At 34.7% G+C, this 7,234-nt stretch carries 7 protein-coding genes; 3 read left to right on the forward strand and 4 right to left on the reverse strand.

Annotated elements, in window-relative coordinates:
- The first annotated feature begins 351 nt into the window (after positions 1 to 351).
- Positions 352 to 1,191, forward strand: a complete 840-nt coding sequence (locus tag ACK2M2_RS15980; RefSeq protein WP_419349844.1) for a helix-turn-helix domain-containing protein — start codon at positions 352 to 354, stop codon at positions 1,189 to 1,191.
- 177 nt (positions 1,192 to 1,368) lie between these two features.
- Here the strand turns inward: ACK2M2_RS15980 and ACK2M2_RS15985 are convergent, their stop codons facing one another.
- From ACK2M2_RS15985 to ACK2M2_RS15995, 3 genes are all read right to left on the reverse strand, one after another.
- Positions 1,369 to 1,917 carry a plasmid replication DNA-binding protein gene (locus ACK2M2_RS15985; protein ID WP_231517337.1) on the reverse strand — a complete coding sequence of 183 codons (549 nt, stop codon included), beginning with the start codon at positions 1,915 to 1,917 and terminating at the stop codon, positions 1,369 to 1,371.
- A gap of 60 nt (positions 1,918 to 1,977) precedes the next feature.
- On the reverse strand, positions 1,978 to 2,904 hold the full coding sequence (gene repM, locus ACK2M2_RS15990; RefSeq protein WP_121533529.1) for a replication initiation protein RepM: 927 nt from the start codon (positions 2,902 to 2,904) through the stop codon (positions 1,978 to 1,980).
- Between the two features lie 716 nt (positions 2,905 to 3,620).
- Complete coding sequence (locus ACK2M2_RS15995) at positions 3,621 to 4,376, reverse strand: hypothetical protein (RefSeq protein ID WP_159373039.1); 756 nt, start codon at positions 4,374 to 4,376, stop codon at positions 3,621 to 3,623.
- Between the two features lie 222 nt (positions 4,377 to 4,598).
- On the opposite strand from ACK2M2_RS15995, the gene ACK2M2_RS16000 reads away from it, so the two are divergent.
- Positions 4,599 to 5,882, forward strand: coding sequence for a MobA/MobL family protein (locus ACK2M2_RS16000; protein WP_068911102.1), 1,284 nt, complete (start codon positions 4,599 to 4,601; stop codon positions 5,880 to 5,882).
- Here the strand turns inward: ACK2M2_RS16000 and ACK2M2_RS16005 are convergent.
- Entirely contained in the window at positions 5,866 to 6,195 is a 330-nt protein-coding gene (locus ACK2M2_RS16005; RefSeq protein ID WP_419349847.1) for a hypothetical protein, read from the reverse strand. The two genes, ACK2M2_RS16000 and ACK2M2_RS16005, sit on opposite strands and share 17 nt — an antisense overlap.
- Positions 6,196 to 6,495: 300 nt before the next feature.
- On the opposite strand from ACK2M2_RS16005, the gene ACK2M2_RS16010 reads away from it, so the two are divergent.
- Positions 6,496 to 7,227: a hypothetical protein gene (locus ACK2M2_RS16010; RefSeq protein WP_419349849.1), complete on the forward strand. Its 732-nt coding sequence runs from the start codon at positions 6,496 to 6,498 to the stop codon at positions 7,225 to 7,227.
- Positions 7,228 to 7,234: the final 7 nt, after the last annotated feature.

A 7,234-nucleotide genomic window follows, 5' to 3' on the forward strand; every position in this document is an offset into this window, starting at 1 on the left:
ATGGAGAACAAATTAGAAAACAAACCTAAAACTGAATAGCCTGAGGTTTTCGTATTGATTCACTCAGTATAACTACTCCTTTTGTACCTATCTCTTATTATTATTTTTTGGAACTCCTATTCATCATAATAAATTATAGCTAGGTCGTATAGCTGTGAAGGACTTGAATTGATGTGAGAATATACTTAGAAGAGAGACTAAAACTCTCCCAACTTTCACTAGCTAAATTATAAGAGACTAATTATTTAGCCATGACTAAATAAAACATTATTTCCCCTTATTTAATTCCATCGTTCATTAATTTTCCTACACTGTACTATGATGTTTTGTTATGATGTTTGGTGTGTAAACATGATTTTATACATCTTGATTGTAATTTATATTGATGCTATCTTGATGTTTGTGGTGTTTTTTTATGATGCTTTTTGTGTGGGGTATAATGATATGATGGTACATTTGATTGATGGTCCTAATAGCTCCTTTGCTATAAGACTTAGAGATTTTCGGAGCAGAAAAGGATTAACTCAGGACGAGTTAGCCCAGTGTTGTGGAATAGCAGTAAGAAATATTTCTTTATATGAGTCTGGCCATTCCATACCAAGGGTTGGAACATTAGAAAAATTAGCAGAATGTTTAGATTGTGATTCTTATGTTCTTTTGCATGGTAATACTAGAGAAACCCATGAATATCTTTCGAAACAAAGTAAAGAATTTTATAAAAATGTGGTCAAAAAAAACCAGTATTTATATATAAATGAATGGGATCGATTGATTCTGAGGGAAAACATAATATTTAATCAACCCATTTATGTTGAGAACCCTGTAAGCAATGGGCATTCTAGTAATTTGAACCTATTTGTTCCATATATAGGTCCTATATCCAATTTTATAGCAGTAAGACTTCCTAAAAATTTAAGCCTCTCTACTTCAGATATTTATAATAATTATGAACAAATATTAATTGTTAATTTATTGAGAGGAACTCAAGAAGATTTAAAAGATGGTGTGCAAGTTATATATGCTGCTATTGATAAGCAGAAATTACCAAGTTTAGGTACTGTAAAAAGAGAGGTAGGAGAAGAAAACTTCTTTATTCAATCAGTACCTAATAGTTTTAAATATTTTGAGTTCGATGATAAGCAATACGAAATTTTAGGTATCGTAGAAGGAGTTATATGTAGAAAATTATAAATTTTTTCTAAAATTAACATAATACACCTTATGCGAAATGCTAATATTTTATTATTTAATTTCAGTGGTATAGTCTAAACTTGACAGCCCATTCTAGCCCGAATGGGTTTTTTTTATGATTTTTCACGTTCCACGCCTAATATCTGATCAATGTTCCACATTTTTGATTAGCTCAGTTTAACCATTCGGCAGGAAGAAGCGACTCAGGAAGCCCCTTTTCTTCGGTTCTTCTTCTACTGGCTCCGGTATAGGAATACGTTTATTTTCTGCTACGACTGGTATCGTTAAATTTTCTTCTTTTTGCTCAGGTTCTAGCCGAGGATCCGTTGTCATATCAGGTTCAGATTGATCAGTTTTTTCTTTTTTTAGAGGCTCTAAGATCCCTTTAAACTCAATTCTATGCGTAAGGTCTTCGATATGTTGCATTAAAGACTTTTCTCTTTGATTGGCTAAATCAAGCTGACTTTTGAGCAAAGAAATTTGATCTTTCAATACATTTTCAACTTCAGTTTGAACGTGTACCTGTACATCCTTTTGAGCGTGTTCAGTACGTGTACTAGCCTGAACACTGATAGGATTTCCATAGACTCTAATTAGTTCTGATAAATCTATAAGACCATCATTATCCCTTGATAACTTACCATTTTTTAAATCTTCATATATTGTTGTTCGTGATTTTTTAAAGGCTTTACTAGCGTCCATAACGCTAAATTTTGTTGTGTTCAATGTAATCCCTCAGTGCATGTACAAGGATGTTCATGTGAACATCCTACCTGAACATGAAATTTATTTTGAGTTAAATCCTACTTTTTTAAGATATGGTAGTAGTTCCATAAATTTTTCTTGGTGTTGTAACATTTCAGCAATTCGAACAGCAAATTGAGGATAGCTCTCAGTACCTTGAGAGTATTTATTCATTTCTGGAAGTTCTGAAAGCTTATTTGCAAAAAGATGGCGTTGTGCATCAGTAAGTTTTAAGAATAAATCTGAAATATTGGATTCATTTTTTATTGACGAAATTTCTTTCTTCTTGTGTTTAAAACTGAATGAAAAGCCTGTAATCATGCGTCCTTGCTTATGTTGTTCATAAGTCGCTTTAATATCAGTTTTTTCATTAATATCTTTAATTGCTAGATCTAAGACTCGCTTCTTAAAATCACTCATTAATTTATACTGGTCTTTCTCGATTCCTAATCGTGCCCTAAACTCTTCTAAACTAAATATTGGGGTTTTACCTGTATTCCTCCATTGAATTAATAATTCATAAAGTCTGCTCGAATAAATACTTTTTAGCTGAGCTGTTTGACTTAAAAGATACTGAGTAAAAAACTCTTTAACCCCATCAATACGGCTGATTCCTTGCACTACAGCAGGAGTAAAAACTATCTCTAAAGCGCCTTCGTTATCTAAGTATTTAACCTGTGAAATCCAACGACTTTTTACAAGTTGACCATCTTCATCAAAGAAACTAAAGCGACGATTAAAAAGAGTTTCTTCAGCTTCTTTCATACGCATATATGCATTTTGTCGAGTGGTTTCAAAAGCCTCGGCATAACGTAAAGCACTAATCTTCAATGGTAAATCTGTACTGAGTCCTGTACCTGTATCTCTTGCATCAACAATTGCCAACTGAACAATATGAAATTCTGCTAAAGAAAGTACCTGAAATGCTTGATTCAAACGATTGGTTTTAACGACAAGATCTTTTTTCATGGTAATTAAGTGTCTTGATGAAGGTTAAAAATTATTTAAAGACATATTAATATAAAACATTTAAAAGACAAGTATTTTTTTGTCTTTTAAAGACAACTAAAAGTCTTTTTATAGGTAACTAAAAGTCTTTTTATAGGTAACTAAAAGTCTTTTTATAGGTAACTAAAAGTCTTTTTATTAACTCTAAAAGCTTTTATTTACAATACTTTCAATAGTGTTAAAAGCATTTAAAATTTTAAAAATAATTAAAAACCTATTTCTTTAAAAATTGCCCTATGTTTTCGCTCTGCTCAAACTCTATTGAACTTCGCTTTCGCTCAGTTCTAAGGGGCAATTTTTTTTCTCATACCGGATTCAATTTTTATACTGAAAAAAGCACAAGCAAAAGCAACAACAAAAAATGAATTCGCTTTGCTCATAAAGCTTTTTACTCGCGATGCTCGTTCTAGAATCAAATAAAGCCCATTGATCCATAAATTTTTGAACTCAATTTATAGAAAAAGCAGTTTTTCAGAGAGCCAAGGCGCGACTTTTGGTTATGTCGCTCGTAGACACTCACTTGGTTTATACCTTTTCGGTATATTGAAATTGAAGAGCAAGCCATTTTTATGACCTTAGTCTTGTGTTTGAAAGACTATATTTTGCGATTACAGCCATTTTTATTGTTTAACAACGCTTTCTCTATCTTTGTGTTTAAACATGGCTGTAATCGCATTTTATGACCCTTCTAAGTGATTTTTGACTTCGGTTACGTAGAGTTCTGTATCGTGCTCTGTATATTCACATAATCCTTCGATTACTTGGATCAATAGTTTTCTGGTTTGGAAGTAGTTGCCTGTCATTGGATGAATATATTGATATAGCGTTGTCTGGCTGACCATTGCATAAAAGTGTTGATTATTGACGATGTTGTTTTTGACTTTTCTTGCTTCAATATTTTCGATCGGTCTTCCAAGTTCTTTCCATGCCGCTAAGACTGCACCCCCCAATTCATATTTGAGTTTGTTCTCTGCATTGCGTCTCTTTTGAGCCTCGGTCAATTCTTTACTGGTTTTTTTGAGGAGTTCTCTGCGGTCTTCTTTTTCTACACGAATTCGATCTTCTAAAGTGGCTTTTTCAATTTTCTGGTAAGACTCGAGTGCACGATCTAAGCGGAAGAAGTTGTCCTGGTCCATTGGTTGTTGGAGCAGTGCTAAGATTTCAATTTCATTGGCATAGAGTGGTTGTTGATTCTTATGTTTAAGTTGGATTTGTTCGATGAGAGCCTGTCTTTTTAAAAATTGGTTTTTATCTCGATCTGCAGTTTTCAGCAGACTGAGCTGTTTGTCATTGAATATGCCATTCGCTTGCTGAAGTAAGGTCAAAGCCTGTTGTTGGTTTTTCTTGAGGAAGGGGAGTTTTTCCAGGAACTGCTGCAATGTCATGAGGTCATTTGAGGTGAGTATTTTCGCAGGTCTTCCACGGGCCGCCATCGCATTCTCCAGCATAAATTGGGTGAGATTTTTCTGTTTTCAGTCTAGCATATGCATCACGGAAAAATATTTAAATAAATGTGGGAACATTTTTTTAAATATTTAAGCTCGTTTCCGTGTTTCTAATTTGATATAATTACTACGCAATTATATCGAATTAGAAACACTCCTCCTCGTGCTCCGCAGGCTCTGCGAGGCCCCGGCTAAAAATGAAGGTGATATATGTTCTATTGCAACCTTGAACACACCGCAAAAAAAGCGATAAAGACACGATCAGGAAAAATCAAAGATGGCGCCACAGCCAAGAATCGCTTTCATTACATCACCCGAACGTCACACTTTAAAAGTTATAAGGAATCGGTTTCTGAGCACATTGAGTTTGTGAAATCCGGGAATTTACCCAGTTTTGCCGAGGGAAAACCGGCTGAATTTTGGCAGGCTGCAGATGTATATGAACGGAGTAATGGCCGAACCTGTTCCAGTCTGGTCGTGGCTTTACCCAAAGAATTAAACCAAGCGCAACGGATTGAGTTGGCTGAAGCGTTTATTACCGAGTTTGCCGACCGCTATCGTTTTCCATTTAGCTGCGCCATCCATAATCATGCGGGTTTAATTGCCGGGATTGAGCAACCGCATTTGCATCTGATGTACAGTGAACGGCATATGGATGGGATTGATCGTTCAGCCGAACAGTTTTTTAAGCGTTATAACCCCAAGGATCCGCAGAAAGGTGGTGCGCAGAAGCTCACGGCTGATGTATTGGGGATGGGCAAAGCACAGCTGCAGTTGTACCGACAGAAAACTGAAGAACTGATTAATGACAGTCTTATGCGGTATGCGCCAATGAAACAGGTTGAGATTCGAGGTATTCAGATAGAAGTGCCGAGTAGGGTGAGTTGTTTATCACACCGAGATTACAACAAGAAGTATGGAACCCAGCTGCAGGATGTCCCCGTGATGAATAAGGCGGTACGTTTTGCGTGTGAGAATGAACCTGAGTTGTGGGCCAAACAACAGCATATGATTGAAGAAATTCAACGTATTCGCGCTGAAAATCGTTATGAGCAGTATCGTTCGTTTTATGAGGCTGAATTAAAAAATCGAAAAGAGATTGAAGAACTAAGCAAGCAAGCTGAAACGCCACGTACTCGACAACAGTGGTATGCGCGAGAAAAATTATTGTTTTTACAGCAGAATATGCTGCAAACTTTATTGAAAGATCCTCAAACGACTGAACCTATAACATTGATTCAACATGATTTACAGCGTTATATTGATCTTTTGAATACTGAATCGTTCGATCGACTTGAGAAGTTGGGATATTTAAGGGATCTCGGCCAAAACTTAGAGGGTTCAGTTATTCAGATCGCCCCTATTGATGAAGAATTAGCATTTATACAGCGACAAGTCATTGAACGTGTGCCTTTGAAAATGAGGGAAAAAGCTGTAACTTCTGAAAAAGTAAGGAATCACGATCAGGATAATGATTTTAGTCCTGGTTTTTAGGTCGATTATTTAAGGCGCGCCATTGCATCATTAGTACCGCGTCTTCTTCTTCAAAGGTAGATTCACCTGAAATCAGCCGTTCTAAACGTTCCTCACTACTTTGTCTACATGCGTCAATCGTTTTTTGATCGAAGCTATGGCAAACAATATCCTGAGCACGTTTCCATGCTTTACGGAGTGCTAACTCCTCTGCATCTTTTTTAAGGCTTTCTTGGAGACGTTGATGGATCTTATGTTGAGGATCTTTTGCCCCTAAAATTTGATCCTCCATCATTTTTTGTAGAACCTCAAACTCATTTCTAGGCTGATTCATAAGACACATACTCCACAAAATAAAATGAATCGTTTAACTTATTAATTTATGGTAATTACATACGATCAGCGAACATTTTTTACAAATGATTTAGAAACTTTCTTCCGTCCTAATGGCGTAAGTTATTGATCTATTGCAGTTCGCTGATTTTATCTTGCGATAAACAAAAAATCGCTTGTAAGAATATAGACACTTTAAATGGGTTCTAACATTTGGATTTCGCATAAGGTGTATTATGTTAATTTTAGAAAATCTTAATTTTTGATAAGATAAATTTTTAATCAAAATAAATTAATAATCATGGGTTATAGATCTGGTGGGATGATATTTCCCTTTAAAGGTAATTTAGAAGAAATAGTTGACTTAATTAACAATTGGACTGAAAAAGACTTTGAAATTTTAGAACCTAATTTCAAAGCAAATGAAGCTATTGAATTAGAGTTTATTAAAGATAATTTAGTCATTATTCATAACCACAATTTTTTCTTTTCTGCTTATCAAGATAAAGATTTATGGAATGAAAGGCTTAAAAAATCCTCATTGAATGATTGGGTAATATTTTTTGAATGTGTAGATAGTTCTAATGCAGCTAGTTATATGATATTTAAAAATAATATAGAAGTTAGAAGAGTTACTGAATGTGAAGATCAAGCTTTTTATCAGGATGGAGAACCTCAAGACTTTGAAAAAGAATGGCTTAACGCCTCAATAGGTTATGAACATGAATACCAAGAAGGTGATGAATGGAAAGAAGAAATTATAACAGATCCAAAATTTTCCTTGGATGACATTGAAGAGTGGGAAAATTATTATAAATTTTATTATGTTGGCTCTATAGATAACTCCACCAACCATTTAGCTAGACAGTTACTAAGTGACTTGTCAAATAAATATCTGGGTTTTGATTTGATTAATGATTTTTATGAAATAGAAAATAGAATTACCCTAGGCTATGGGGAGATTGCTGAAAAACAGTTAACTCTCAATACACAAGAAAAAAGCTTTTTTCAGAAATTGTTATTTTGGAAGTAACATCCAC

It is taken from the genome of Acinetobacter sp. TY1 (assembly GCF_048551395.1).
Taxonomy (GTDB): Bacteria; Pseudomonadota; Gammaproteobacteria; order Pseudomonadales; family Moraxellaceae; genus Acinetobacter.